The sequence below is a fragment of the Aestuariimicrobium soli genome (assembly GCF_051192575.1).
GTDB classification, from domain to species: Bacteria; Actinomycetota; Actinomycetes; order Propionibacteriales; family Propionibacteriaceae; genus Aestuariimicrobium; species Aestuariimicrobium soli.
Genome location: NZ_JBPJSQ010000006.1, coordinates 294,945 through 321,097 on the forward strand (window position 1 = coordinate 294,945; position 26,153 = coordinate 321,097).

General features: G+C 70.2%; 21 protein-coding genes. 18 read left to right on the forward strand and 3 right to left on the reverse strand.

Annotation, left to right across the window (positions count from 1 at the left end; genetic code table 11):
- The 7 genes from nirB (at position 1) to ACSDQ9_RS08165 (ending at position 7,093) form a co-directional block, all read left to right on the forward strand.
- Complete coding sequence (gene nirB / locus ACSDQ9_RS08135) at positions 1-2,694, forward strand: nitrite reductase large subunit NirB (protein ID WP_435145882.1); 2,694 nt, start codon at positions 1-3, stop codon at positions 2,692-2,694.
- Complete coding sequence (gene nirD / locus ACSDQ9_RS08140) at positions 2,691-3,158, forward strand: nitrite reductase small subunit NirD (RefSeq protein ID WP_435145883.1); 468 nt, start codon at positions 2,691-2,693, stop codon at positions 3,156-3,158. The genes nirB and nirD overlap by 4 nt, the downstream gene beginning before the upstream one ends.
- Entirely contained in the window at positions 3,155-3,643 is a 489-nt protein-coding gene (locus tag ACSDQ9_RS08145; RefSeq protein ID WP_435145885.1) for a precorrin-2 dehydrogenase/sirohydrochlorin ferrochelatase family protein, read from the forward strand. Before nirD ends, ACSDQ9_RS08145 begins: the two co-directional genes overlap by 4 nt.
- 82 nt (positions 3,644-3,725) lie before the next feature.
- Complete coding sequence (locus tag ACSDQ9_RS08150; RefSeq protein WP_435145887.1) at positions 3,726-4,838, forward strand: uroporphyrinogen-III synthase; 1,113 nt, start codon at positions 3,726-3,728, stop codon at positions 4,836-4,838.
- The gene (locus ACSDQ9_RS08155; RefSeq protein ID WP_435145889.1) at positions 4,835-5,092 is read left to right on the forward strand and encodes a DUF6457 domain-containing protein; all 258 of its coding nucleotides are present in this window, start codon (positions 4,835-4,837) and stop codon (positions 5,090-5,092) included. The genes ACSDQ9_RS08150 and ACSDQ9_RS08155 overlap by 4 nt, the downstream gene beginning before the upstream one ends.
- 109 nt (positions 5,093-5,201) lie before the next feature.
- Positions 5,202-6,218: an SPFH domain-containing protein gene (locus tag ACSDQ9_RS08160; RefSeq protein ID WP_435145891.1), complete on the forward strand. Its 1,017-nt coding sequence runs from the start codon at positions 5,202-5,204 to the stop codon at positions 6,216-6,218.
- Positions 6,215-7,093 carry a diacylglycerol kinase catalytic domain-containing protein gene (locus ACSDQ9_RS08165; RefSeq protein ID WP_435145893.1) on the forward strand — a complete coding sequence of 293 codons (879 nt, stop codon included), beginning with the start codon at positions 6,215-6,217 and terminating at the stop codon, positions 7,091-7,093. The genes ACSDQ9_RS08160 and ACSDQ9_RS08165 overlap by 4 nt, the downstream gene beginning before the upstream one ends.
- 150 nt (positions 7,094-7,243) lie before the next feature.
- Here the strand turns inward: ACSDQ9_RS08165 and ACSDQ9_RS08170 are convergent, their stop codons facing one another.
- Positions 7,244-8,164, reverse strand: coding sequence for a 1,4-dihydroxy-2-naphthoyl-CoA synthase (locus tag ACSDQ9_RS08170; RefSeq protein WP_435145894.1), 921 nt, complete (start codon positions 8,162-8,164; stop codon positions 7,244-7,246).
- Positions 8,165-8,198: 34 nt separating this feature from the next.
- Positions 8,199-11,219 carry a glycine--tRNA ligase gene (locus ACSDQ9_RS08175; RefSeq protein WP_435146342.1) on the reverse strand — a complete coding sequence of 1,007 codons (3,021 nt, stop codon included), beginning with the start codon at positions 11,217-11,219 and terminating at the stop codon, positions 8,199-8,201.
- A gap of 80 nt (positions 11,220-11,299) precedes the next feature.
- On the opposite strand from ACSDQ9_RS08175, the gene ACSDQ9_RS08180 reads away from it, so the two are divergent.
- The 3 genes from ACSDQ9_RS08180 to ACSDQ9_RS08190 all read left to right on the forward strand — a co-directional run bounded on the left by ACSDQ9_RS08180 (position 11,300) and on the right by ACSDQ9_RS08190 (position 15,292).
- Complete coding sequence (locus ACSDQ9_RS08180) at positions 11,300-13,339, forward strand: alpha-amylase family glycosyl hydrolase (RefSeq protein WP_435145896.1); 2,040 nt, start codon at positions 11,300-11,302, stop codon at positions 13,337-13,339.
- Positions 13,340-13,506: 167 nt separating this feature from the next.
- Entirely contained in the window at positions 13,507-14,400 is an 894-nt protein-coding gene (locus tag ACSDQ9_RS08185) for an aldo/keto reductase (RefSeq protein ID WP_435145898.1), read from the forward strand.
- A gap of 181 nt (positions 14,401-14,581) precedes the next feature.
- The gene (locus ACSDQ9_RS08190) at positions 14,582-15,292 is read left to right on the forward strand and encodes a DUF1707 SHOCT-like domain-containing protein (protein WP_435145899.1); all 711 of its coding nucleotides are present in this window, start codon (positions 14,582-14,584) and stop codon (positions 15,290-15,292) included.
- Between the two features lie 30 nt (positions 15,293-15,322).
- Here ACSDQ9_RS08190 and ACSDQ9_RS08195 read toward each other — a convergent pair whose 3' ends face one another.
- Positions 15,323-15,952 carry a helix-turn-helix transcriptional regulator gene (locus ACSDQ9_RS08195; protein ID WP_435145901.1) on the reverse strand — a complete coding sequence of 210 codons (630 nt, stop codon included), beginning with the start codon at positions 15,950-15,952 and terminating at the stop codon, positions 15,323-15,325.
- An 81-nt stretch (positions 15,953-16,033) separates the two neighbouring features.
- Here ACSDQ9_RS08195 and moaA point away from each other — a divergent pair, with 81 nt between their 5' ends.
- The 8 genes from moaA to ACSDQ9_RS08235 are packed head-to-tail and all read left to right on the forward strand — an operon-like array spanning position 16,034 to position 26,136.
- A complete protein-coding gene (gene moaA / locus ACSDQ9_RS08200; RefSeq protein WP_435145903.1) occupies positions 16,034-17,062 on the forward strand; it encodes a GTP 3',8-cyclase MoaA in 1,029 nt (342 codons plus the stop codon).
- Positions 17,063-17,104: 42 nt separating this feature from the next.
- Entirely contained in the window at positions 17,105-17,359 is a 255-nt protein-coding gene (locus tag ACSDQ9_RS08205; protein ID WP_435145905.1) for a ubiquitin family protein, read from the forward strand.
- Positions 17,360-17,364: 5 nt separating this feature from the next.
- The gene (gene mobA, locus ACSDQ9_RS08210; protein WP_435145907.1) at positions 17,365-17,970 is read left to right on the forward strand and encodes a molybdenum cofactor guanylyltransferase; all 606 of its coding nucleotides are present in this window, start codon (positions 17,365-17,367) and stop codon (positions 17,968-17,970) included.
- A 54-nt stretch (positions 17,971-18,024) separates the two neighbouring features.
- Entirely contained in the window at positions 18,025-21,756 is a 3,732-nt protein-coding gene (locus ACSDQ9_RS08215; RefSeq protein ID WP_435145909.1) for a nitrate reductase subunit alpha, read from the forward strand.
- Positions 21,756-23,381: a nitrate reductase subunit beta gene (gene narH / locus ACSDQ9_RS08220; protein ID WP_435145911.1), complete on the forward strand. Its 1,626-nt coding sequence runs from the start codon at positions 21,756-21,758 to the stop codon at positions 23,379-23,381. Before ACSDQ9_RS08215 ends, narH begins: the two co-directional genes overlap by 1 nt.
- The gene (gene narJ / locus ACSDQ9_RS08225; protein ID WP_435145913.1) at positions 23,381-24,040 is read left to right on the forward strand and encodes a nitrate reductase molybdenum cofactor assembly chaperone; all 660 of its coding nucleotides are present in this window, start codon (positions 23,381-23,383) and stop codon (positions 24,038-24,040) included. Before narH ends, narJ begins: the two co-directional genes overlap by 1 nt.
- A gap of 1 nt (position 24,041) precedes the next feature.
- A complete protein-coding gene (gene narI / locus ACSDQ9_RS08230) occupies positions 24,042-24,797 on the forward strand; it encodes a respiratory nitrate reductase subunit gamma (protein ID WP_435145915.1) in 756 nt (251 codons plus the stop codon).
- 28 nt (positions 24,798-24,825) lie between these two features.
- Positions 24,826-26,136 carry an MFS transporter gene (locus ACSDQ9_RS08235; RefSeq protein ID WP_435145917.1) on the forward strand — a complete coding sequence of 437 codons (1,311 nt, stop codon included), beginning with the start codon at positions 24,826-24,828 and terminating at the stop codon, positions 26,134-26,136.
- Positions 26,137-26,153 lie beyond the last annotated feature (17 nt).

The window sequence follows — 26,153 nt, forward strand, 5'->3', positions numbered from 1 at the left end:
GTGACCACACACGGCACCACCAACACCGGGCACACCAACACCGGACACACCAACACCGGACACACCACGAAGGGCCCCATCCCGAACGGCAGAACCCGGGCACAGAACATCGTCGTGGTGGGTGGCGGCATGGTCGCCCATCGCTTCGTCGAGGCGATGCGCTCACGCGACGAAGACGGACGATTCCAGGTCACGGTGCTGGCAGAGGAACCTCGCGCCCCCTACGACCGCGTGGCGCTGACCACCTACTTCACCGGGCGCGACCCCAAGGACCTGGCTCTGGGCGACCCCGCCCTGTGGCACGACCCGCGGGTGACGCTGCATCGGGAAGCAGCCGTGGTCGACATCGACCGCGAGGCCCGCACCGTCACCGACCGCAACGGACGCAGCTTCGGCTACGACCACCTCGTGCTCGCCACCGGATCGTACGCGTGGACGCCGCCGATGGAAGGGGCTGGGCTGCCCGGCTGCTTCGTCTACCGGACGATCGACGACGTGGCCGCGCTGAACGCCTACGTCGGCCAGCGCGCCGCCGAACTCGCCGAGCGCGGCATCGACCGCCCCGTGCGCGGCGCCGTGATCGGCGGTGGCCTGCTCGGGCTGGAGGCCGCCGGAGCGCTGCAGGAGTTGGGCGCCGAGTCGACCGTCATCCAGTTCGCGGATCGTCTGATGAACCTGCAGGTCGACGAGGGCGGCGGTCAGGCCCTTGCCCGGCTGATCGAGAACCTCGGCGTCACCGTGCGCTGCAACACCTCCACCAAGGCCGTCAAGGCCGACTCGTACGGACGAGCCGCCCGGCTCACCTTCGCCGAGGGGGACGACCTCAAGGTCGACGTGGTGATCTTCGCCACCGGTGTTCGTCCGCGCGACGAACTGGCCCGCGAGGCCGGGCTGGGCATCGGTGAGCGCGGCGGCGTGGTGGTCGACGAGACCTGCCTGACCGACGACCCCCGGGTCTCGGCGATCGGCGAGGTGGCCTGCATCCAGGGTGCCTGCATCGGTCTGGTCGGGCCGGGCAACACCATGGCCGAGATCGCGGTCGACCGCCTGCTGGGTGGACGCGCCACCTTCCCCGGCGCCGACACCGCCGCCAAGCTGAAGCTGCTCGGCGTCGACGTCGCCTCCTTCGGCGATGCCTTCGCCACCACCCCCGGGTCCCTCGAGCTGGTCTACTCCGACCCGGTCGCCGGGGTCTACAAGAAGTTGGTGCTCACCGACGACGCCCGCACCCTGCTGGGCGGCATCCTCGTGGGAGATGCGTCGGCGTACTCGTCCCTTCGTCCGATGGTCGGTTCGGGACTGGGGCTCGACCCCGCGGCCTGGCTGTTGCCGGAGGGTTCGGGCGAGCGTCCCCAGGTCGAACTGCCGGACGAGGCGACCGTCTGCTCGTGCAACAACGTCAGTGCGGGCTCGATCCGCTCGGCCGTGTGCGACCAGAAGTGCACCGACCTGGCGGGGGTGAAGGCCTGCACCCGCGCGGGCACCTCGTGCGGCTCATGCCTGCCGCTGGTGAAGAAGATCATGGGCGCAGAACTCACCAAGGCGGGGGTCGAGGTCTCCAACGCCCTGTGCGAGCACTTCGCCCTCTCGCGCGCCCAACTCTTCGACGCGATCCGGGTGGCCGAGCTGGAGACCTTCTCCGAGATCCTGGCCCGGTTCGGCACCGGCCGCGGCTGCGACATCTGCAAGCCGACGGTCGCCTCGATCCTCGCGACGCTGTGGAACAAGCACGTGCTGGCCGCCGACCGGGCCGCACTGCAGGACACCAATGACCGGGTGATGGCCAACATGCAGAAGGACGGCACCTACTCGGTGGTGCCCCGCGTCCCCGGCGGCGAGATCCTGCCCGAGCACCTGATCCTGATCGGGCAGATCGCCCAGGATCATGGTCTCTACACCAAGATCACCGGCGGCCAGCGGATCGACCTGTTCGGCGCACGGCTGGAGCAGTTGCCCGTGATCTGGAAGAAGCTGGTCGACGCCGGACTCGAGTCCGGACACGCCTACGGCAAGTCGCTGCGCACCGTGAAGTCGTGCGTCGGCTCGACCTGGTGCCGCTACGGGGTGCAGGACTCGGTGGGCATGGCGATCGCCCTCGAACTGCGCTACCGCGGTCTGCGGAGCCCCCACAAGATCAAGTTGGGTGTCTCGGGGTGCGCGCGTGAATGCGCCGAGGCCCGCGGCAAGGACGTCGGCGTGATCGCCACCGACAAGGGCTGGAACGTCTACGTGGGCGGCAATGGCGGATTCACCCCCAAGCACGCGCAGTTGCTGGTCGAGGACGTCGACGACGAGACCCTGCTGCGGGTGATCGACCGCTACCTGATGCTCTACGTGCGCACCGCCGACCGGCTGCAGCGCACCGCCGCCTGGCAGGAGGAGTACGAGGGCGGGCTCGAGGCCATCCGTGCGGTGATCATGACCGACTCGCTGGGCATCTGCGCCGATCTCGACGCGCACATGGCCCGCCACATCGACACCTACGAGGACGAATGGAAGGCCGTCCTCGAAGACCCCGAGCGACTCAAGCAGTTCACGAGCTTCGTGAACGCCCCCGAGGAGCCCGATCCCACGCTGGCCTATGTGGAACAGCGGGGGCAACGTCGTCCGGCAACCGCCGACGAACGTCAACTCTCCTCGGGCAACCGAGGCGCCGTGCTGATCGCCGGTGCAGATCTGGAGGTACGACGATGACCACCCTCGATGCCCTCACCACCCGGGTGCAGGTCTGCGCCTACGAGAGGCTGGTGCCCGAACTGGGGGTGGCCGCGCTCGTCGGCGACCTGCAGGTGGCCCTGTTCCGACTCAGCGACGGTCAGGTGCACGCGGTGCAGAACCTCGACCCCTTCTCGGGTGCCTCGGTGATCAGCCGCGGCATCACCGGCTCGAAGGGGGACGAGCCCACCGTCGCCTCCCCGGTCTACAAGCAGGTCTTCTCCCTCGTGACCGGACGATGCCTGGCCGATCTCGACAAGCAGCCCCGATCGGGGCTGGGGCGCGATCTGGCGGTCTTCGGGGTGGCCGTCGAGGACGGGCAGGTGATCGTCGAGGTCCCGCTGGAGATCGTCGAGGTCCCGCTGGAGATGAGTCTGGAGTTCGGCCAGGACGAGGAGTTCGGGCAGGGCCTGGGGTTCGGGCAGGAGCGCCGGGCATCATGATGATCGGGGTCGACCTGCGGGACCGGGACGTGCTGGTGGTGGGCGGAGGTCGGGTCGCGGCCCGCCGGGTGCCCGGGCTGCTGGCCGAGGGTGCCCGGGTGACGGTGGTCGCCCCCGAGACCACCGCTGCACTCGCCCGGATGCAGGCCGAGGGCGGCGTGCGCCTCGTCCGCCGTCGGGTGCGCCGCAGCGACCTTGACACCGCCTGGTTCGTGCTGGCCACGACCGATGACGAGGAGGTGAACCGACGGGTCGCCGGCTGGGCCGACCAGCGCAGGCTGTGGTGCGTGAACGCCTCCCGCGCCGACTCCGGGTCGGCGAGGCAGGCTGCCACCACCCGGCACGGCCCGGTGATGGTGGGGGTGTTGTCAGTGGGCTCCCCCGACCCGCGTCGCAGCAGTGACGTGCGCGACGCCGTGGCCGGGCTGCTGGCCTCGGGCGAGGTCGATCTGAGCCCACGCCGGACGACCGCAGCAGCGCGCTGATCCGTGCTCGTTGCCCGCCCGAAACAGGCTTGAAACATCCCGCAACTAGGTTCGGCGTCAACGCATGGCAGGGAGGAGTGACATGTCCGAGGACGGCACCGCCCTCGTCGGCTGCACCGTGGTGATCACGGCCGACCGGCGCAAGCGCGAGCTGGCGTCGGCCCTCGAGCGGCGCGGCGCGACCGTCGCCCATGCCCCCAGCCTGAGCACCATTCCGCACCTGGACGACGCCCAACTGGTCGCCCGCAGCCGGGAGCTGATCGCGTCCCCTCCCGACGTGGTGGTGGCCACCACCGGCATCGGCTTCCGCGGCTGGATCGAGGCGGCCGATGCCGCCGGGCTGGCCGACGACCTGATCGCCGCCATGCGGGGCGCGCGGTTGGTGGCGCGGGGGCCGAAGGCGCGGGGTGCGATCCAGGCCGCCGGTCTCGAAGCGGACTGGGTGGCCGAGTCCGAGACCGCTGCCGAACTGCGCGACCACCTGCTGACCGAAGGCGTCGCCGGGCTCCGGGTCGCGGTGCAGCACCACGGCAATGGCTCCGACGGGCTGGACGAGGCCTTTCTCGAGGCCGGGGCGACCGTCGTGCCCGTGCTGGTCTACGGCTGGGGACCGCCGCCGGACTGCACGGCGCATGCCGCGTGGGTCGAGAAGGTGGCGGAGGGACGAGCCGACGCCGTGCTGTTCACCTCGGCTCCGGGCTCCAGGTCGTGGCTGGACGCCGTGCAGAAGGCCGAGCTCGTGACCCCGATCCGGCGTCGAGCCTCCAGCGGGGAGCTGGTGCTGGCGGCGGTCGGCCCGGTGACCGCGGCTCCGCTGAAGGAGGCGGGCCTGTCCGTCAGCCACCCCGAGCGCTGGCGGCTGGGTGCGCTGGTGAGGTGGCTGGTCGAGCACTACGCCGACCCCGCCGCCGGGATTCCCACCGTGGCCGGGCCTCTGCTGGTACGCGCCAATGCCGCGGTGCTCGACGGACGACTCCTGCCCCTGACCCCGACCGGCCTCGAACTCTTGCGGGCACTGGCTGCTGCCCGCGGCGGCGTGCTCAGCCGGGATCAGCTCGGCGAACTGCTGCCGGGCGAACGAGTGGGTCCACACGCCGTGGAGGCGGCGATCAACCGGCTCCGCGAGTCGGCGGCCAGCCGCGACCTCGTGCGCACGGTCGTGAAACGGGGTTACGCCCTCTCGGTCGCGCGATGAGCGGCCCCGGGCTGGATGCGTGGGCGGCGGCGGTGTCGTCCGACCTTGGCCTGGCACCCGCAGACTGCGAGGTCGACACGGTGCTCGACCTCGCCAGGGATGCGGCCCACGGCGTGATGCGCCCCGCCGCACCGCTGACAACGTTCCTGGTGGGGGTCGCGATCGGGCGCGGCATGGCGCCGGACGAGGCGGTGGCCCGGGCCACCCGTCTGGCCGCCACCTGGTCGCCCCCCGAGGACGACCAGGACGCGTGAGACGGACGAGTCGGCGCGTGGGGCCGCAGGTCTCAGGTTGATCCGCACCGGTTCGCTGCACCGGCACCCCCGATATGTTTGACTCGCCCCTCATGCTTGGAGTCCCCTGATGGCCGACATCGCCCGCTATCCCTTCGTCCGCCACCTGCGAGGATCGAGCACGGCCCACGTGGAGCAGATCCGCGATGGCCGCACCGTGCGTTCGGGAGTCGGTCGCTCGTTCTGGTTCCGGCCGCTCAGCGCCGTGCTCAACGAGGTGCCGGTGGACGACCGAGAGCTGCCGCTGCTGTTCCACGCCCGCACCAGCGACTTCCAGGACGTCACGGTGCAGGCCACCATCACCTACCGGATCACCGATCCGGGAGCGGCGGCCGGCCGGATCGACTTCTCCATCGATCCCGGGAACGGTCGCTGGCGAGGCACGCCGCTTGACCAGGTGGGTGGGCTGCTCACCGAGACGGCGCAGCAGTACGCCGTCGACCTGCTGGCCACGGTCGACCTGACCACCGCGCTCGCCGGTGGCGTCGGACCGGTGCGCACGGTCATCGCCGAGGGGCTGCGGGCGGACGAGCGCCTCGCCGAGACCGGCATCACCGCCGTCGGGGTGCGGGTGGTCGCGCTTCGTCCGGAACCCGAAGTCGAGAAGGCGCTGCGCACCCCCACCCGCGAACTGGTGCAGCAGGAGGCCGACAAGGCCAGCTTCGAGCGACGGGCCATCGCCGTCGAGCGGGAGCGGGCCATCGGCGAGAACGAACTGCAGACCCAGATCGAGCTGGCCCGCCGCGAGGAACAGTTGGTGGCCCAGCGCGGCGCCAACGCTCGCCGGGATGCCGAGGAGAAGGCGCAGGCCGCCGCGATTGCCGTGGAGTCCGAGGCCAGGCGTGAGGTCACCCTGGCCGAGGCGCGTGCCCAGAGCACCCGGCTGGCCGGGGCCGCGAAGGGTGACGCCGAGGCTGCCCGGGTGGCTGCCTACCAGGGGGTGCCGGAGTCGGTGCTGCTGGCGCTGGCGGCACACCAGGCGGCGACGAACCTGCCGCAGATCGACACCCTGGTGCTCAGCCCCGACCTGCTCACCCGGGTGCTGACCAGACTGGCGAACGACCCCGAGGCGCCCGAGCGACGATGAGCCTCACCCCTCGCGTCGTCCTGGTGCACCGGCGCACCGAGTACCAGGAACTGGTGGCCACGCACGGCACGCGTGGACAAGCAGCCTTCTTCCTGTCGACCCGCGGGCGTGACCTGGACGAACTCGAGGAACGCCACCTGCGCAACGAGCGAGCCTTGGAGGCCGTGGCGGCCGCCATTCCGCTGGACTGGCGGCAGGGCAGGGTGGAGCGGACCGACGTCTCGCGGTTCCTGTTCTCCCGCGACGACGTGGTGGTCGTGGTCGGCCAGGACGGACTGGTCGCCAATGTCGCCAAGTACCTCGACGGGCAGCCCGTGATCGGCGTCGACCCCGAACCCGGGCGCAATGCCGGGGTGTTGGTCACCCACGGGGCGTTCGAGGTGGGCGACCTGCTGCGTCACCGCGACCGGGTCACCGAGCGGACGATGGTGCGGGCCCGCTTGGACGACGGGCAGCAGTTGGTCGCCCTGAACGAGGTGTTCGTGGGGCACCCGAGTCACCAGACGGCACGCTACGAGCTGAGTCCACCGGGGGCGGGACGAGAAGCCCAGGCCTCGTCGGGGCTGATCGTGTCGTCCGGGACGGGTGCCACCGGCTGGTGCAGTTCGATCGCGCAGGAGCGGCGCAGCCCACTGGCGCTGCCGGCTCCGGCCGATCCCCGGCTGGTCTGGTTCGTCCGCGAGCCATGGCCATCGCCCGCGACCGGCACCACGCTGAGCGAGGGCGAGCTGGTCGGGAACGAACTGAGCCTGGTGGTGCAGTCGGATCGGCTGGTGGCCTTTGGCGATGGCATCGAGGCAGATTCGCTGACCCTCGGGTGGGGGCAGACGCTGCGGATCGGGCAGGCGGAGACGTCGCTGCGGCTGGTGGGCTGAGGGCCTGAGGGCTGACCCCGGGCCGTGTCAGCATCGAAGCGCTCCAAACCGGTGCCGTCAGCGGCAATCTTGGTGAAAATGACGAGATGTTGCGCCAGCAGACCACTTTGGATCGGTCTGGCCCGGAGCCCCTCCCCCAGCGCCGCCCACTCAGTAGTAGTAGGGGAAGGCCGACCAGTCCGGGTCGCGCTTCTCCAGGAACGAATCCCGCCCCTCGACGGCCTCGTCGGTCATGTACGCCAGTCGCGTCGTCTCACCCGCGAACACCTGCTGCCCGATGAGACCGTCGTCAATCGCGTTGAAGGCGAACTTCAGCATGCGCTGCGCCGTCGGCGACTTCGCACACACCTTCGCCGCCCACTCCAGCCCGACGGTCTCGAGCTCGGCGTGCGGCACCACCTTGTTGACGGTGCCCATCTCGTAGGCCCGCTGGGCGTCGTAGGTCTCACCCAGGAAGAAGATCTCGCGGGCCACCTTCTGCCCCACCTGGCGCGCCAGGTAGGCCGAGCCGAACCCCGCGTCGAACGAGCCGACGTCAGCATCGGTCTGCTTGAACAGCCCGTGCTCGGCAGAGGCCAGCGTCAGGTCGCAGACCACGTGCAGCGAGTGTCCGCCGCCGGCGGCCCACCCGTTGACCAGCGCGATCACCACCTTCGGCATGAACCGGATGAGGCGCTGCACCTCGAGAATGTGCAGTCGCCCGCCCTCGGCCTTCGTCCGCCGGTCGTCGACAGTTTCGGCGGTCTCACCCTCGGCGTACTGGTACCCCGAGCGCCCGCGAATGCGCTGGTCACCGCCGGAACAGAAGGCCCAGCCGCCGTCCTTGGGTGAGGGTCCGTTGCCGGTCAGCAGCACGCAGCCGATGTCGGCCGACTGCCGGGCGTGGTCGAGCGCGCGGTAGAGCTCGTCGACCGTGTGCGGACGAAATGCGTTGCGCACCTCGGGACGATCGATGGCGATCCTGACCGCCGGCACGTGCTTGGCGCGGTGGTAGGTGATGTCGGTGAACTCGAACCCTTCGACCGGCTCCCAGAGGGTGGGGTCGAAGGGGTTGGACTGTGGTCTCGACACGCTCGTACCTCGCTCCTCAACCAACCGCGCCGACTCAGCCGAGCGCCAGATCGAGCGCTCGCCAGTCGACACCCGCCGGCGCCGAGGCCAACACCGAGGCCAACAGCCCCAGTCGCGCCGCCTTCACGGCCGGGTCGTCGGCCATCACGAGAATCTGGTCGAAGAACGCCTGGGTCTTCGCCACCAGCTCGGCGGACCCGTCGACGAACTCGCCGAACTGTCCGTGGCCGACCGGGTGCCCGACCAGCGCGGCCAGCTCCTTCTCGGCCGGCTCCGACAGCACCGCCTCGTCATAGGTCGCCTCGACGCCGGCGGGAAGGATGCGCGTGATCCGCACCAACGCCGCCACCAGGGCCCGCAGGTCGTCCGACTCCAGCCGCGACTGCATCTGCGCGAGCAGCGCCTGCGCCACCCCCGGAGCCTCCGCGGCGGGCTGCACGGCCGCCACCAGATCGGCCGAGACGCCCTCGTCGCGCAGCAACTGCGCGTACCGCGCGACGGTGAACTCGACGGCGGCGTCGATCGCGTCGTCCGCCACCTCGACCCCCTGCGCGCGCACCCGCTCGACGGCGTCCGTGATGCCGTCGCGCACGGTGATCGCGGCGAGTTCGGGCTTCTCGCGCAGGATGCGCACGACGCCCAGCGCCGCCCGGCGCAGACCGAACTGGTCGGACGAGCCCGTCGGCTTCGCCCCGACCGCGAACAGCCCGGCCAGCAGGTCGAACCGATCGGCGAGCGCCAGCAGCGCGCCGGGCACGGAGGCGGGAACGGCGTCGGCAGAGGTGTGCGGCTGCTCCATCTCGTACAGGGCATCGGCAACCTGCTGGGTCTCCCCGAGCCGCGCCGCGTACTCACGCGCCACAAAGCCCGCCAGCGAGCTCATCTCGACGACCATCTGGCTCGACAGGTCGAACTTCGCGAGTTGTCCTGCGCGCTCGAGGGTGGCGAGTTCGTCGCCCGCCAGCGACACCCGCCCGGCCAGCGCGCCGGCCACCTCGGCGATGCGCCGGGCGCGGGCTCCCACCGAGCCGAGGGTCTCCTCGAAGGTCAGCTGTTCGAGTCCGGGCACGAACTCGTCGGCACGCTCGGCCTTGAGATCGGAGTTCCAGAAGAACTGAGCGTCCTCGTAGCGGGCCCGCACCACCGAGCCGTTGCCGGCGGCGACCAGTTCGGGGTCGCAGGCGCCGTTGGCCATGGTCACGAAGTGGGGCGCCAGCGAGCCGTCGGCGGCATACACCGGCAGGTAACGCTGGTGCTTGCGCATCACCGTGGTCAGCACCCGCTCGGGCAGCTCGAGGTACTTCTCGTCGAACCCGCCGAGCACGCCGAACGGCTGCTCGACCAGGTGGGTGATCTCATCGACCAGGGCCGACTCACCGTCGACGTCGATCGTGCCGCCCACCGAGGCCGCCAGCTCGATCGCCTGCGAGACCACGGACGAGCGGCGCTCGTCCGATGCCAGCACGATCCCACCGCGGACGAGGGCCGGCACCAGCTCGGCGGCCGAGGCCAGCGACACCTCGCCGCGCACCACGTCATCGGCGAACCCGGCCGCGTCGCGCTGCAGGCGGGTGACCCGCCCGGCGACGACATCGGAGACCCGCGCCGGCACCACGGCCGGACCCCACAGGGCCACCAGCCAGCGGATCGCCCGCGAGTACGACAACGACGGGTCGTTCCAGCGCATGTTCTTCTCGGCACGCAGGCCCGTGACGATGCCCTCGACGATGCCCGCCAGCACCTCGAGCGCGGCTCGTCCGGTCTGGGTGGAGCGCACCGCGACGTGCTCGGCGCCGTTGAAGTCGGCCTTCTCGATCTGCTCGAGCGTCACGCCCTGACCGCGCAGGAAACCCTCGAGCGGCTTGGTCGGCTTGCCGTCGGCGTCGAAGGCGGCGGCCCACTTGGGGCCCTTCTTCAGCACCTCGGCGTCGGGCTCGTGCGCGGCCACACCCTCGACGATGGCGACCAGACGACGCGGGGTGCCGTCGACCGACACCGCCCCGTGCTCGAGCCGGGTCGCCCCCAGCGCAGACTCCAGGGCGGACTTCACGGCCGCGACCTGCAGCGGCACCTCGTGCGGGGGGAGCTCCTCGAGTCCGATCTCGAGGGCGAAGGTCTGCGGATCGGTCGGCAGCGACGCGGGGTCAGTCGTCTCGGGGCCCTCGAGCTCGGCCGCGGCCTCACGGATCAGGGGGAAGCCCAGCTCCTGGCGGCGCTCGATCCACAGGTTCGCCGTGTCGCGCATCAGCCGGCGCATGGTGGCGAAGGCCTTGGCCCGCTCGGTGGTCGAGATGGCACCGCGGGCGTCGAGCACGTTGAAGGCGTGCGAGCTCTTGAGAATGTAGTTGTGGGCCGGCACGGGCAGGCGGGCCTCGACCATGCGGGTGGCCTCGCCGACGTAGGTCTCGTAGAGCGACCGGTTGGCCTCGACGTCGGCGTCGTCGAGGTAGTAGCGGCTCATCTCGTATTCCTGCTGACCGAAGGCCTCACCGTAGGTGATGGTGCGGCCGTCGGCGGCGGTGGCGTAGGCGATGTCCTTGAAGTGGGTCACGCCCTGCAGGTTCATCAGGATGCGCTCGATGCCGTAGGTCAGCTCGACCGGGATCGGGTCGAGGTTCACCCCGCCGACCTGCTGGAAGTAGGTGAACTGGGTGATCTCCATGCCGTCGAGCCAGACCTCCCAGCCGAGCCCCCAGGCGCCGATCGCCGGCTGACGCCAGTTGTCCTCGACGAAGCGCACGTCGTGCTTCGACAGGTCGATGCCCAGCGCCTCGAGCGAGCCCAGGTAGAGCTCCTGCGGGTCGCCCGGTTCGGGCTTGAGGATCACCTGGAACTGGGTGTGCGTCTGCAGGCGGTTCGGGTTCTCGCCGTAGCGGGAGTCGTCCGGTCGCACCGACGGTTCGACGTAGGCGACGTCCCACGGCTCAGGACCCAGCACGCGCAGCACGGTGGCGGGGTTCATCGTTCCCGCGCCGACCTCGGTGTTGAAGGGCTGCCAGATCAGGCAGCCACGCGAGGTCCAGTACTCGGACAGCTTGGTCAGGGCGTCTTGCATCGTCAGCACCCGCCCAGCCTAATGGTCGCGCCGCTCCCCGACCCACCTGTCGCACGTGCCCCAACCCGTAGTCTGGGCCTGTGAACAACGTCTGGTCGCGCATCAAGAGCGCCGTTTCCGCCAAGTCGACTCCCGCCGAGCGCGCCGCGCAGGCCGAGCCCGCAGGCTCGTCCGAGGTCGGCGACCCGTTCCCCACGAACGAGACCGACGGGCAGTGGGACGACGCCGAGCTCGATCTGGCCGCCCCGCAGCCCGCGACCGGCGGCCCGCGTCGCGCCGATGCGGCCGTGGCGGACGAGGACCCCGACACCGACGAGACCTCGGCCCCGCCGGCCCGTGCCAAGGCGGACGATCCGGTGCCGGGCATGGGCGCGATCGTCGCCGACGGCGGCGTGGCCTTCCGGGTGTGGGCCCCCAACGCCAGCGCGGTGGCGGTCGCCGGACAGTTCAACGAGTGGTCGACCGACGCCGACCCGCTGACCCACGAGGGCAACGGCTACTGGTACACCCGCGTCGAGGGCGCCTCGGCCGGCGACGAATACCAGTTCGTGATCACCAACGGCGACCAGATGCTGTGGCGCATCGACCCCTACGCCTACGAGGTCACCAACTCGGTCGGCAACGGCGTGATCGTCGACCACGGCGCCTTCGACTGGCAGGGCGACACCTTCTCGACCCCCAACCTGAACAACCTGGTGGTCTACGAGATGCACGTGGGCTCGTTCGCGCGCGGGGACGACGGCGCGGGCGACCTCGAAGCCGTCACCGCGCAGCTCGACCACCTCGACAAGCTGGGCGTCAACGCGGTCGAGCTGATGCCGCTGATGGAGTTCGCCGGAGACCAGTCCTGGGGTTACAACCCCGCCCACATCTTCGCGGTCGAGTCGAGTTACGGCGGCCCCGATGCCCTCAAGTTGTTCGTGCGCGAGGCCCACAAGCGGGGCATCTCGGTGATCGTCGACGTCGTCTACAACCACTTCGGGCCGAGCGACCTCGACCTGTGGCAGTTCGACGGCTGGAGTGAGAACGGCAAGGGCGGCATCTACTTCTTCAACGACTGGCGCTCCGAGACCCCGTGGGGTGACACCCGCCCTGACTACGGACGATCCGAGGTGCGGCAGTTCCTGCGCGACAACGCCCTGATGTGGCTCGAGCAGTACCACGTGCAGGGCCTGCGCTTCGACATGACGCCGTACATGCGGTCGGTCTCGGGCTTCGACCGCTCGATTCCCGAGGGCTGGCAGACCTGCCGGTTCATCAACGACGAGGTGCGCCGCCTGCACCCGGGCGCCATCACCATCGCCGAGGATCTGCACGGCGAGGCCGAGGTCACCTCGATCGACGCCGACGGCGCCGGCTTCCACTCGCAGTGGGACCAGCACTTCGTCCACCCGATCCGGGCGCAGTTGACCACCTTGGACGACAACTCACGCTCGGTGGCGGCCGTGGCCAACGCCGTCACCTTCAACTACGGCGACGCGTACGAGCGCACCATCTACACCGAGAGTCACGACGAGGTCGCCAACGGCAAGGCCCGGGTCAACCAGGAGGTCGACCCCGCCGACCCGCAGGGCTGGTTCGCCACCAAGCGATCGACGCTGGGGGCGGCGCTGACCCTGACCAGCCCCGGCGTGCCGATGCTGTTCCAGGGGCAGGAGTTCCTGCAGGGCGGCTGGTTCTCCGACGACATCCCCCTCGACTGGAACCTGCTCGAGGAGTTCGTCGGCATCGCCCGCCTGTACCGCGACCTGGTCGAGCTGCGGCTCAACGCCCATGGCACCTCGCTGGGCTTGATGGGTCAGGCGACGACCGTGCTGCACGCCAACGACGAGACCAAGGTGCTCGCCTACCACCGCGCCATGAACGGCGGGCCGGGCGACGACGTCGTGGTCGTGGTGAACCTGCGCAACCAGGTCTGGGGCGACTACCGCATCGGGTTCCCGCACCCGGGCGAGTGGAAGCTGCTGCTGAACTCCGACGCGAAGATCTACTCCGACACCTTCGGCGACCAGCCGGCCAGTGACGTCACCGCCGATGATGCCGTCGACCAGGACGGGCAGCCGGCGTCGGCCGTGGTGGCGCTCGGGCCCTACTCGGTGCTGGTCTACGGGCGGGCCTGAGGTCGTCCGCCGACGGTTGTCGGTACAAACTTCTACACCGTGGCTCGACCAATCCCCGTTCTGGGGCGGTTGGTTGAGCCACGGTGTAGAAGTTTGTCGGCAGTGACGGGTGAAGAGGGCAAAGCCAGTGCCTGTCTGGACCGTGCCGGCCGATGGACGATGGGCACATGACTGATGTGCGCACCCTGCAGCTGAACAACGGCGTCACCCTGCCCTCCGTGGGGCTCGGTGTCTTCCAGAGCCCCCCGGACGAGACCACTGCCGCCGTCGAGGCCGCCCTCGCGGCGGGATACCGCCACATCGACACCGCCGCCTCGTACCGCAATGAGCGGGAGGTCGGTGAGGGCATCCGCCGCTCGGGGGTCGACCGCTCCGAGATCTTCGTCGAGACCAAGATCTGGGTGAGCGACTACGGCTACGACGAGACCCTGCACGCCTTCGACAAGGCCGCCGGCAAGCTGGGCGTCGAGCAGCTCGACCTGCTGTTGCTGCACCAGCCCGGGACGGGTTTCGCGGAGCGCACCGTGCAGGCCTACAAGGCCCTCGAGACCCTGCTGGCCGACGGCAAGGTGCGGGCCATCGGGGTCAGCAACATGATGCCCGAGCAGCTCGAGGCGCTGGTGGCCGAGACCACCGTGGTTCCGGCCGTGAACCAGGTGGAGGTGCACCCCTACTTCCAGCAGCGCGACGTGCAGGCCGCCAACGCCGCCCACGGCATCCTCACCCAGGCGTGGTCGCCGATCGGTGGCATCACCTTCTACCCCGGGTGGGGTGACCAGCGCCGCAGTGTGATGGACGACGAGACCATCGCCGAGATCGCCGCGGCGCATGGCAAGACGCCCGCCCAGGTGATGATCCGCTGGCACCTGCAGCAGGGCCGCTCGGCCATCCCGAAGTCCACCAACGCGGGCCGCATCGCCCAGAACTTCGACGTCTTCGACTTTGAGCTGAGCGCGGACGACCTGGCCCGCATCGACGCGCTCGAGACGGGTGTGCGCGGGGGTCCGGACCCGCGGGCCGATCAGTCGGGCTACCTCGGGTTCGAGATTCCGGACGCCTGAGAGGCCCTCGTCCGGGGCACTGGCTCGGGGCCCTCGTCCCGGAACACTCGCGTTTGCCTCCCGGGCGTGCCTTTGCCCTTGTTCCAGCAGCGGCAAAGGCAGGTTCGGCAGGCAAACGCTCAGAGGCTGGGGAGCGCGGCGGCCCCGTGCACCGGAACCGGGGCCCCGCTAGCGTGTCCGCATGGACGAACCCACCACCGCCGGCAGCGACCACCGCCACCTGCGGGTGGGCACCGCACAACGCGAGCACGCCCTCGAGGTGCTGCGCAACGCCGCCGCCGACGGTCGACTCACCTTCGAGGAACTCGAGTCGCGGGTCCCCCGCGCCCTCGGGGCGGTGACCAGGGGCGACATCGCAGACGTGCTCGGCGACCTCGTGCCGGCCGAGCAGCTCGACCAGTCCATCGCCGAGTCGCTGGTCGGTGAGGGCCCGGGCTACTCCTGGGACGAGCCGCTGGTGCTGATCGGCAGCACCTGGCATCTGCTCAGCGTCGAGGGTCCGTGGGAGGTGCCGCCCTTCCTCGAGGTGCACGCCAGCTACGGCGGCTGCCGCCTCGACTTCAGCCAGGCCACCACCCGTACCCGCGTGATCGACCTCGTCCTCATCGGCTACCTGGGCGCGGTGACGATCATCGTCCCCGAGGGCTGGGGCGTCGACACCACCACCTACCAGTCGGAGCGCACCACCACCGAGCAGAAGGGTGTGCTCACCCGCCCGCGCAAGGGGCTGCCCCGCATCATCCTGCGTGGTCAGGCCAGCGGCTCGGTGAAGGTGCGCCTCCCCACGGACGCCGACCGGCGCCGGGTCATCAAGCGGCAGGCCAAGGGCAAGCCGCTCCTGCCGCCCGAGCTGAGCCTCACCCGGGCGCTCCCGCCCGGCCCCAGCGCCTGACGCGCCAGCCAGAACCAGACCAACAGTCCCTCAGGCGAAGGTCGCCACGCACTCCGTCCTGCCCACCTGCAGGTCGTCGAGCCGTTCGGACGACTGCCGTTGCTCGAGCACGCCCTCGATGAACCCCCGGTGCAGGTGGCAGGCGGCCTGCAGCTGCTCACCGGCCAGCACCCCGCGGAACGGACACTTCACGAAGGTGACCCGGCGCTCGTCCGCCAGCGCCGAGAAGCCGCGCTCACCCAGCACGCGCGCCACGACCACCAGGTCGTCGTCCGCCTGGGTGGTGTCGCCGCCGTCGTCGGCCAACCGGCGGCCCCAGCCTCGTCCGGCCTTCACCAGCCGGCTGTCGCGCGAGTCGGCCTCGACCACGAACTCGTCGATGAGCACCTGTGCGAGCTCCACCAGGTGGGTCTGCCCCAGGGTCGGCGCCTGGGCCGTCACGGTGTAGCGGGCGGGGGGTCGGCCCTGCTGGCCGCGGGACTCCACGACCCGCGACAGGTGACCGGCGGCCGACAGTTCCTCGAGGTGGTGACGCACCGAGTTGGGGTGCAGCGACAGCGCGGCCGCCACCTCGGCGACACCGACCGGCGCCCCGGACTGCTGCACCGTCTGCAGCACCTGGGCGCGGGTGGTTCCCAACTGCTGGCCCTGGTCGTTCACCCCCTCAGTGTGCCACCGCTGCCCCGTCCGCCGAACGGGGCCCCCATGGTCTTCGTCCGAGGGCGTGCGTAGGCTCTGTCCATGCAGTTGGGCGATCGCCATGGCCGCGTGGCCACCGACCTGAGGGTCTCGTTGACCGACCGCTGCAACCTGCGCTGCACCTACTGCATGCCCGCCGACGGACTGCCGTGGCTGCCCACCGACGAGGCCCTCACCGACGACGAGGTGGTGCGACTGCTGCGGGTCGCGGTCGAGCGGCTGGGCATCACCAAGCTGCGCTTCACCGGCGGCGAACCCCTGCTACGTCCCGGACTGGCCGGCATCATCGCCGCCGCCACAACCCTGCGCACCGCCGACGGGACCGCCCCCGAGACCAGCCTCACCACCAACGGACTCGGGCTCGACAAGCGCCTGCCCGACCTCATCGCCGCCGGGCTCGACCGGGTCAACATCTCGCTGGACTCTCTGGACCGCGAGACCTACGCCCGGCTGAGCCGCCGCGACCGCCTGCCCGACGTGCTGCGCTCCATCGACGCCGTGCTCGGAACCGACCTTCGTCCGATCAAGATCAACGCGGTGATCATGCGTGGCGAGAACGAGGCGGCGGTGGTGCCGCTGGCCCGCTTCTGCCTGGAGCGCGGGCTGCAATTGCGGTTCATCGAACAGATGCCGCTCGGCCCCCGGCACGAGTGGGTGCGCTCGGCGATGGTCACCCAGGCCGAGATCCTGGGCCAGCTCGGCGAGCACCTCACCCTCACCCCGTTGGACGAGCCCCGTGGCCACGCCCCGGCCGAGCTGTGGCAGGTCGAACCCGACCCGTCGCACCCGGACCACCCCCACCCGGGCGGCACCATCGGGGTGATCGCCTCGGTCACCAACCCCTTCTGCGGTGCCTGCGACCGCTCGCGCATCACCGCCGACGGCCAGGTGCGCACCTGCCTGTTCAGCCGCACCGAGACCGACCTGCGGACGATCCTGCGCTCCGGCGGCACCGACCACGACCTGGCCACCGCCTGGGTCGGCGCCCACGCCGACAAGCCCCGCGGACACGGGATCGACGACCCGACGTTCCTGCCTCCGGTGCGCACCATGAGCGCCATCGGCGGCTGAGACCCCACCCGTCCACCGGACAAACCCAGGAAGGAACCGCCCATGCTGATCCGCTTCTTCGCCGGCGCCGCCGAGGCCGCAGGCGCCGACGAGACCACCCTCGACGCCTCCGACCTGAGCGTCGCCCAGCTGCTCGACACCCTGCCCGACCGGCTGCCCGACCACGACCCCGAGCGCTTGCCGAAGGTGCTCGCGGCCAGCAGCCTGCTGGCCGACGGTGTCCGTTTGGACGACCGCTCCCGCCCCGTGGGTGGCATCAGCCAGCTCGACGTGCTGCCCCCGTTCGCGGGCGGGTGAGGCGCGTGCCCACCACCGCGGCGATCATTCTCGCCGGGGGCACCTCCGAGCGCATGGGCACCGACAAGCTCGCCCTCGAGATCGCCGGCCAGACCCTGCTCGACCGCGCCGTCGCCGCCGCCTCGTCGGTGGCCAAGACGATCGTGGTCGCGGGCACGCCCCGTCCGCTCGGCACCCCCGAACCGGTCACCTTCGTGCTCGAGAACCCGCCCCTGGGCGGGCCCCTGGCGGGCATCGCCGCGGCGCTGGCCTCGCTGCCGGCCGAGGTCGACGAGGTGCTCGTGCTGGCCGGTGACCTGGCCCACCCCGACGAGGTGGTCGCGCTGCTGACCGAGAGCCCGCGACCAAGCACCACAACAGAGGGTCGCGACGGCCTCGCCCTGGTCGACGACGAGAGCTTCGTGCAGTACCTCGCCGCGTGCTACCGGCGCACCGCCCTGGCCGCCGCGATCGGCTCGCCCGACGACGCCCGCGACCGCGGGGTGAGACGCGTGCTCCACACCTTGGACCTCGCCACCATTCCCGCTCCGACCAGCGCCGTTGCCGACCTCGACACCCCAGACCAGGCCCGCGACGCCGGGGCCCGACCGGGCGTCCACTACACACTGTAGGAATTTCTACCCCCCGCCGGTGCAAACCAGCCCGGCCATGATGGAATCGGGCCCATGAGCAACGACGCGCGCCTCGACGGACCCGCCTCCGACGCCCTGCTGAAGGTCGGCAAGTTCTTCTCCAAGTGGGACGAGACCGCCGACGGCCGGGCCGTGTTCCGTCAGGGCGGGCGGCAGGGTGACGTCTTCTATCGCGACCGCTGGAGCCACGACAAGGTCGTTCGCTCCACCCACGGGGTGAACTGCACCGGCTCGTGCTCATGGAAGGTCTACGTCAAGGACGGCATCATCACCTGGGAGTCGCAGCAGACCGACTACCCCACCACCGGCCCCGACCGCCCCGAGTACGAGCCCCGCGGCTGCCCCCGCGGCGCCGCCTTCTCGTGGTACACCTACTCGCCCACCCGGGTGCGGTATCCCTACGCCCGCGGCGTGCTCGTCGAGCTGTACCGCGAGGCCAAGGCCCGGCTGGGCGACCCCGTCGAGGCCTTCCGCGAGATCTCGACCGACCCCGAGAAGCGCCGCCGCTACCAGCGCGCCCGCGGCAAGGGCGGTCTGGTGCGGATCAGCTGGGAGGAGGCGATCGAGATCGCCGCCGCCAGCTACGTCAACACCATCAAGAACTACGGCCCCGACCGCTGCGTCTCGTTCTCGCCGATCCCGGCGATGAGCATGGTCAGCCACGCCATCGGCACCCGCTTCACCCACCTGATCGGCGGGGCCATGACCAGCTTCTACGACTGGTACGCCGACCTGCCGGTGGCCAGCCCGCAGGTCTTCGGCGACCAGACCGACGTGCCCGAGTCGGGCGACTGGTGGGATGCCACCTACCTGATGATGTGGGGCTCCAACGTGCCGGTCACCCGCACCCCCGACGCCCACTGGATGGCCGAGGTGCGCTACCGCGGCACCAAGGTGGTGACCGTCAGCCCCGACTACGCCGACAACGTGAAGTTCGCGGACGAGTGGCTGCCCGCCCAGGCCGGCACCGACGCGGCGCTCGCCATGGCCATGGGTCACGTGATCCTCAAGGAGAACTTCGTCGACCGCCGCGAGGCCTACTTTGACGAGTACGTGAAGCAGTTCACCGACCTCGGCATGCTGGTCACCCTCGTCGAGCACCCCGACGGCCACGGCCTCACCGCTGGCAAGTTCCTCACCGCCGCCGACCTGGCCGCAGAGAGCCACCGCAGCGACGCCGCCTTCCGCACCGTGATGTGGGACCAGGCCACTGGACGACCGGCCGTGCCGAACGGCACCATGGGCGACCGATACTCCGCCGACGGCGAGGGCCAGTGGAACCTCGACCTGGGCGACCTGCGCCCGGCCCTCAGCCTGCTCGACGAGGCAGCCACCGGCCTCGACACCCCCGACATCGAACGGGTCGAGATCGCCCTGCCCTGCTTCGAGGACCCCAAGGGCGAGGGCACCATCATCCGCCGCGGCGTGCCCGCTCGCCGCGTCGACGGCCACCTCGTCACCACCGTCTTCGACCTGATGCTCGCCCAGTACGGCGTCGGACGAGAGGGCCTTCCCGGCACCTGGCCGCAGGACTACGACGACGCAGCCGTGCCCTACACCCCCGCCTGGCAGGCCGAGATCACCTCGGTGCCCGCCGAGGCGTGCCTGCGCATCGCCCGCGAGTTCGCCGCCAACTCGGCGGAGTCGAAGGGCCGCACCATGATCATCATCGGCGCCGGCATCTGCCACTGGTTCCACGCCGACGTCACCTACCGCGCCATCATCGCCCTGCTGATGATGACCGGCTCCATCGGCAGGAACGGCGGAGGCTGGGCCCACTACGTCGGTCAGGAGAAGTGTCGTCCGATGACGGGCTGGTTCCACATGGCCAACGCCCTCGACTGGTCGCGCCCACCGCGGACCATGATCGGCACCGCCTACTGGTACATGCACACCGACCAGTGGCGCACCGACGGTTTCTCGTCCGACCGGGTGAAGTCGCCGCTGTCGACCGGCAGCCTCGACGGCCTGCACACCGCCGACGCCGTCGCGCTCTCGCACCGGCTGGGCTGGATGCCGTTCTACCCGCAGTTCGACGCCAACCCGCTCGACCTCGCCGACGCCGCCCTGGCCGCCGTCGAGCGCGGGGAGGCCGCCACCCCCCAGGAATGGGTGGCCCAGCAGTTGAAGAGTCGCGCGCTGCGGTCGTCCGTCGAGGACGTCGACGCGCCGCAGAACTGGCCGCGCACCATGATCCTGTGGCGCTCGAACCTGTTCGGCAGCTCCGCCAAGGGCAACGAGTACTTCCTCAAGCACCTGCTCGGCACCCACCACAACGTGATGGAGAACGGACACGGCGCCGACCTCAAGCCCGAGCACGTGGCGTGGCACGACGAGGCCCCCGAGGGGAAGCTCGACCTGCTGATCACCGCCGACTTCCGCATGACCAGCTCGACCCTGCTCTCGGACATCGTGCTGCCGGCCGCGACCTGGTACGAGAAGCACGACCTGTCGTCGACCGACATGCACCCGTTCGTGCACGCGTTCACCCCGGCCATCGACCCGCCGTGGGAGACCAAGAGCGACTTCGACGTCTTCACCGAGTTGGCGCTCAGGCTCTCCGAGTTGGCCAAGGGCCGCCTCGACACCCGCCGCGACCTGGTGGCCGTCGCGATGCAGCACGACACCCCCGGCCAGCTCGCGCAGCCCGGTGGCGTGGTGCCCGACTGGCTCGACACCGACCTGCCCGCGGTGCCGGGCACGAACCTGCCGGTGCTGCAGGTGGTCGAGCGCGACTACACCGCCATCGCCGACAAGCTGCTCACCGTCGGGCCGCTCGCCGAGAAGCTCGGGTTCACCACCAAGAACATCACCTACGACGTCTCGCACCAGGTGCAGCGGCTCGCGAAGCTGCACGGCGTGTACCCGACCGGCCCCGCCGCGGGTCGTCCGGCGATCAACACCGACCAGCGCCTCGCCGAGGCCATCCTGACGTTCTCGGGCACCACCAACGGTGAGCTCGCCACCCAGGGCTTCCGCACGTTGGAGAAGAAGACCGGACGAGACCTCGTCGACCTCGCGCTGGGGTCGGAGGAGAAGCTGATCACGTTCGCGCAGACCCAGGCCAGCCCGCAGCCGGTGATCACCTCGCCGGAGTGGTCGGGGTCCGAGACGGGCGGCCGCCGCTACGCCGCGTTCACCATCAACACCGAACGGCTCAAGCCGTGGCACACCCTGTCGGGACGCATGCACTTCTTCCTCGACCACGACTGGATGATCGACGCCGGCGAGCAACTGCCCACGTTCCGGCCGCCGCTCGACATGGGCAGGGCCTACGGCGAGCCCGAGCTCGGCCCCACTGGCGAGAAGGCCATCACGGTGCGCTACCTGACGGTGCACAACAAGTGGTCGATCCACTCCGAGTACCAGGACAACCTGTTCATGCTGAGTCTCGGACGAGGCGGACCCCAGGCCTGGCTGTCGAGCGCCGACGCCGCCTCGATCGGGGTCGCCGACAACGACTGGATCGAGCTGACCAACGCCAACGGCGTCTTCGTCGCCCGCGCGGTCGTCACCTCGAAGCTGCCCGACGGCATCTGCTACGTGCAGCACGCCCAGGAACGGACGATCGACGTACCCAAGTCGGAGGCCACCGGCCGCCGTGGCGGCATCCACAACTCGGTGACCCGCATCCTGCTCAAGCCGACCCACCTGATCGGTGGGTACGCGCACCAGACCTACGCCTTCAACTACATCGGCCCCACCGGCGTGCAGCGAGACATCGTCTCGACCGTGCGTCGCCGCTCGCAGGAGGTTCAGTACTGATGGCCGCCACGACCAGCACCAGCACGAGCACCGCCACCGGGCCTCGTCCGACCAAGCGCCGCGTCATGGCCCAGGTGGCCATGGTGATGAACCTCGACAAGTGCATCGGCTGCCACACCTGCTCGGTCACCTGCAAGCAGGCGTGGACGAACCGCGCCGGCACCGAGTACGTGTGGTTCAACAACGTCGAGACCCGCCCCGGCCAGGGCTACCCCCGCACCTACGAGGACCAGGAGAAGTGGCAGGGCGGTTGGGTTCGCACCAAGTCCGGACGCCTCAAGCTGCGCTCCGGCGGCCGGTTCAAGAAGCTGCTGAGCATCTTCGCCTCCCCGGTGCAGCCCGAGCTGGGCGACTACTACGAGCCCTGGACCTACGACTACGAGAACCTCGTGCAGGCGCCGCTGGGCGACGACTTCCCGGTGGCTCGTCCGAAGTCGCTGATCACCGGCGAGAACATGCAGATCGGGGCCTCGGCCAACTGGGACGACGCGCTGGGCGGGGTGGCCGCGACCGACGAGGGCGACCCCATCCTGCAGAAGCTGCGCGACGAGGCCAACCTGCAGATCAAGCTGGAGTACGAGAAGACGTTCATGTTCTTCGTGCCCCGCATCTGCGAGCACTGCCTGAACCCGTCGTGCATGGCCTCGTGCCCGTCGGGGGCGATCTACAAGCGCGCCGAGGACGGCATCGTGCTCGTCGACCAGGACAAGTGCCGCGGCTGGCGCCAGTGCATCACCGGCTGCCCGTACAAGAAGATCTACTTCAACCACCGCTCCGGCAAGGCCGAGAAGTGCACCTTCTGCTACCCCCGCCTCGAGGTGGGGCTGCCGACGGTCTGCTCCGAGACGTGCGTGGGACGACTGCGCTACATCGGGATCATCCTCTACGACGCCGACCGCGTCACCGAGGCGGCACTGGCCGACGACAAGGACCTCTACGAGGCCCAGCTTGACCTGATGCTCGACCCGCACGACCCGCAGGTGATCGCCGACGCCAAGGCCAACGACATCCCGGCCGACTGGATCGCCGCCGCCCAGCGGTCGCCGGTCTACGCGCTCATCAAGCACTTCAAGGTCGCGCTGCCGCTGCACCCCGAATACCGGACGATGCCGATGGTCTGGTACGTGCCGCCACTGTCGCCGGTGGTCGACCTGTTGAAGGCCCAGGGCCACGACTCGGAGGCCGGAGGCAACCTGTTCGGCGCGATCGAGTCGCTGCGCATCCCGCTGGAGTACCTCGCCGAGTTGTTCTCGGCGGGCGACGTGGAGGTCGTCCGCGGGGTGCTGCAGAAGCTGGCGGCGATGCGTTCCTACATGCGCGACGTCACGCTGGGCCGGGAGCGCCAACCCGAGCTGGCCCACGCGGTCGGCATGGAGCCCGGCGCCATGGAGCAGATGTACCGGCTGCTGGCGATCGCCAAGTACGACGACCGCTACGTGATTCCGAAGGCCCACCGCGAGCAGGCCCACAACCTGGAGGAGATGGGCTGCTCGCTCGACTTCGAGGGCGGACCCGGCGCCGGCGGGGACGGCCCGTTCGGGTCGTCGTCCGGCCGGGTGGTGCCCGTCGCGATCGAGTCCTACGCCGACGCCAAGGCGCGCCAGCAGGATGCGAGCGGTGCGTGATGGCCCGCCCCCAGACCACCGCGACCGTGTCGCGTCGCACCGCCGTCGTGTTCCAGTGCGCCGCGCTGCTGCTCGGCTACCCGGACGAGGCCCTGCTCGAGCGCCTGCCCCTGATCGAGCGGGCGGCCGCCGAGGCGGGGGTCTCGTCCGACGTCGAGGCGACGATCGCCCACCTGCGGTCGATGCCGCTGATGGAGGCCCAGGGGTGGCACGTGCAGGAGTTCGACCTGTCGCGACGCCACGCGCTGCACCTGACCTACTGGACCGACGGTGACACCCGCCGACGCGGCGAGGTGCTGGCCAGCATCAAGCAGACCTACCGCGACTCGGGGCTGCTGGTCGACCTGGACGGCGAACTGCCCGACCACCTGCCGATGGTGCTGGAGTTCGCCGCCACGGGCGACCCGGTGCTCGGACTGGGCATCCTCAACCGCTACCGCGCCAGCCTCGAGCTACTGCGCCTGGGGCTCGAGAAGGACTCCCTGCCCCACGCCGGGCTGCTCGTGGCGATCTGCCGCGAACTGGGTGGCGAGTCACCCGAGACCAAGGAGCAGGTGCGCGCCCTCCTGGCCGGTCCCCCCGCCGAGACGGTCGGCCTGGGGGCCGAGCCAGTGCTGCTCGGCTACCCGACGGCGCGGTCGAGCAGCGTGAGGAGCTGACATGGATGCCCTGTTGTGGGGAGTGCTCCCCTACCTGACCTTGGTGGTGTTCGTCGGCGGGCTGGTGTGGCGTCGCCGCTACGACCAGTTCGGTTGGACGACCCGCTCGTCGCAGTTGTACGAGTCGAAACTGCTCAAGATCGCCTCGCCGCTGTTCCACTTCTCGCTGCTGGCGGTGTTCCTCGGCCACGTGGTCGGGCTGCTGATCCCGAAGGCGTTCACCGACTGGATCGGGCTCAGCCAGCACGCGTACCACACCGGCGCGCTGTACGGCGGCGGCCTGGCCGGCATCGGGCTGGCCGTCGGGCTGGGCATGCTGATCTGGCGTCGTCGCCGCACCCCGCAGGTGTTCCGCGCCACCACGTGGAACGACAAGATCATGTACCTGGTGCTGGCGCTGGTGGTCGGCCTGGGCATGGTCGCCACCCTCACCGGCGGTCACACGTCCACCGGCGAGGAGCACAACTACCGCGAGACGGTCTCGCCGTGGTTCCGCTCGCTGTTCGTGTTCCAACCCGACATCGAGGCGATGGCCGGCGCCACCTGGCAGTTCAAGACGCACGTGGTGATCGCCCTCGTGCTGATCGCCGGCATCCCGTTCACGCGACTGGTGCACGCCTTCTCGGCCCCGTTCCACTACCTGTTCCGCCCCTACATCGTCTACCGCTCGCGCGATGCCGTCGGCGCCCGCGCCTCGTCCACCACCAAGGGACGAGGGTGGGACCCGATCGGCACCCCCGACAACCGCCGCCGCTGAAGCCGCCGCTGACCCCGAACCCATCGACATGACTGACACGAATCCTGGCCCCACCAGCCGTGGGGCCGGCAGGGTGCTGACCGTCTCGACCCTGGCCTTCACGCTGATGTTCGCCGTCTGGCTGATGTTCGGCATCCTGGGCATCCCCATCCAGAAGGAGTTGGGGCTGTCGGACGAGCAACTCAGCTGGGTGTCGGCACTGGCCGTGCTGAACGGCTCGTTGTGGCGGCTGCCCGCCGGCATCCTCGCCGACCGGTACGGCGGCCGAGTGGTGACACTCGTGCTGGTGTTCGCCACGGCCATCCCGACCTATCTGGTGTCGCGGGCCGACAGCTACGGCGCCGTGCTGGCACTGGCCTTCCTGGTCGGCTTCGCCGGCAACCTGTTCTCGGTGGGCACCTCCTGGAACTCCGCGTGGTTCGGGCAGGACCGCAAGGGGCTCGCTCTGGGCGTCTTCGGAGCCGGCAACGTGGGCGCCTCGGTGACCAAGTTCATCGGCCCCCCGTTGATCGTCGCCACCGCCGGCAGCACCTACGTGTTCGGCATCCAGGGCGGCTGGCGGCTGGTGCCGGTCATCTACGCCGCGCTGCTGGTGGTGATGGGTGTCGTCACCTGGCTGGTGGTGCCCCGCCACGACCGGGTGCCGGGTCGGTCCAAGCCGCTGAGCGAGATGCTGGCCCCGCTCCGGCACGTGCGGGTGTGGCGGTTCAGCCTCTACTACGTGGCCGTCTTCGGCGCCTACGTGGCGCTGTCGGCGTGGCTGCCGAAGTACTACGTCGACAACTTCGGGGTCTCGCTGGCCGTCGCCGGACTGTTGAGCGCCACCTTCATCTTCCCCGCCAGCCTGCTTCGTCCGTTCGGGGGGTGGCTGTCGGACCGGTTCGGCGCCCGCCGCGTGATGTACCTGACGTTCGCGCTGATGGCGCTGACCTCGGGAATCCTGATGATGCCCAACGGGCACATCGTGGTCGCGCACCCCGACGGCACGCAGACCCAGCACCTCGCCTACGCCATGGGGCTGCCGGCATTCGTGTCGCTGGTGTTCGTGCTCGGCTGCGCGATGGGGTTCGGCAAGGCCGCGGTCTTCAAGCACATCCCCGAGTACTTCCCCGACAACGTCGGCTCGGTCGGTGGCCTGGTGGGCATGCTCGGCGGGTTGGGCGGGTTCTTCCTGCCGCCGCTGTTCGCCTACACCAAGGCCTGGTCGGGATTCCCGTCGTCGACCTTCTTCTGCATCTTCGTGCTGGTCGTGGTGTGCGGAGCCTGGATGCACGTGACGATCCACGGCATGTTGCACCGCGCCTCCCCCGAGCTGGCCGGCCAGATCGAACCCACCTGATCCCCCTCGGACGACAA